The organism is Oscillibacter sp. CU971 (genome assembly GCF_905219725.1).
Classification (GTDB): Bacteria; Bacillota; Clostridia; order Oscillospirales; family Oscillospiraceae; genus Oscillibacter.
Map to the genome: position 1 here is coordinate 1 of NZ_CAJMXG010000470.1, position 1,450 is coordinate 1,450.

Consider the following 1,450-nt stretch of genomic DNA (forward strand, 5'->3'; position numbering starts at 1 on the left):
GCTCAACACCAGCGCCAACGTCGAGAGCCCCTTTTTCAGCAAGCTCTTTTTTCAGGATTTCAGCAGTTGCGCGGGCCTTGTTCTTATTGCTGGCCGTGTTCTCATTCAGTAGGGCTCGGACAGAGGAATCGTTGGCAAAGCCAAGGGCAGACGCAATCTCGTCCAAGGTTTTACCGTCTTCCCGCAGCGATCTGGCGCGATCAGCTAAGAGAGCTCTCCGCTCATGCTTGGCCACGCGAACCTGCATACGCAAATCAGTGGTAGAGAGGCCAATTTCGGCGGCAATCTCTTTTTCGGACTTGCCAAGGCGCTGAAGCTCCTCGACCCGGCTGAGAAAGTCACCGCCATGTTGGTAGGGGTTATCGCCGGAACCCCACGGATAGCGCCCAGAACGTCGTTTGACGCCATAGTGCATCAGGATGTCTTCCTGAATGCGGTTCATGGTTCACCCCTCCTCTTCTCTGATTTTGTCGATTACTCTGCTGAATGTCACGATTTTGTCCATGATGGGAAGAATATCCGCAACTGTCGGATTGTGAAACAGGATTTGGTCATGCTGATAGATACGGAGCTCCATTTCGATTTCGCTGGGTTTGACACGGTACTCCAGACAGAACAGTGCAGCATACACCATCAGCTGTTCCATATGCGTTGGAGCCTCGCCGGTCTTCAGGTCGTGAATGCGGAGAAAGTTCTTTCGGAAAGAAATAGCATCCGCAGTCCCGAAGCAGTTCGGCGAATAGTAAAGCACCTGCTCCGGCGTCATCTTAAAGCCGATGGCGTCGTTGACATACATGTTCAAGGTCTTTTGCGATTTAGGCAGTTTCTGCCCGAGGCGGATACACTGAGCAGCAAAGGCGTGAAGTTCGGTGCCCCGAACGGTCGCCATGAATTTGGAATAGGCGTCGACGACCTTTTCTTCGCTGTAGTTGATCCAGTGGTACTTGCTTGCGCCAAGAAAGGCATGTAATCCCTCAAGGTTTGAATGCTTGTTGAAGTTCATTCAATACCTCCTCTTTGTTTTCGGGAGAGATAAAACGAGAGAAAGACATCTCGTCCATCTTCCCAACATAGTATTCTTGGTTCGGCTGCCTCTTGGCCTTCGCAGACCGCTTGCACTCCAAAGAGGCCCACTTCTTGCCATAGAGCACGAGCAAGTCGGGGATGCCCTGGAGCTGGTCCATCTTGAAAACCATGCAGCCGGGGAAGAGCTTTTTCAGAGTCTCAATGAGGCGGTCCTGAAATCCGCTTTCCAGCTTGTTGCTTCTGGCCATGAAACGGCCTCCTTTCGGCGCAAAATAAAAGAGAGAGGAGTGGACTATTAGATTGTTGCGACACAATTCCAAAGTCCTATGTACGGGAAAATCTCGACATATCCATCTCCTCTCCATAAAAGAGGCTGTTTTTTTGGCGGAAACCAGTTTTGGGTCTTTTAATTTGCTATGGGATG

Annotated in this window: 2 protein-coding genes and 1 pseudogene; all 3 read right to left on the minus strand. The window is 50.8% G+C overall.

What is annotated here, in order from left to right; translation table 11 throughout:
• Positions 1–442: pseudogene (locus JX325_RS16660) on the minus strand (helix-turn-helix domain-containing protein); the annotation flags it as partial.
• 3 nt (positions 443–445) lie between these two features.
• Complete coding sequence (locus JX325_RS16665) at positions 446–1,003, minus strand: DUF2800 domain-containing protein (protein ID WP_204792146.1); 558 nt, start codon at positions 1,001–1,003, stop codon at positions 446–448.
• Positions 975–1,274, minus strand: a complete 300-nt coding sequence (locus tag JX325_RS16670; RefSeq protein ID WP_204792147.1) for a hypothetical protein — start codon at positions 1,272–1,274, stop codon at positions 975–977. Before JX325_RS16670 ends, JX325_RS16665 begins: the two co-directional genes overlap by 29 nt.
• Positions 1,275–1,450: the final 176 nt, after the last annotated feature.

Bases quoted from the DNA above. Each gene is read 5' to 3' on its own strand.
- JX325_RS16665 (WP_204792146.1), bottom strand. From the start codon at position 1,003: ATGAACTTCAACAAGCATTCAAACCTTGAGGGATTACATGCCTTTCTT.
- JX325_RS16670 (WP_204792147.1), bottom strand. From the start codon at position 1,274: ATGGCCAGAAGCAACAAGCTGGAAAGCGGATTTCAGGACCGCCTCATT.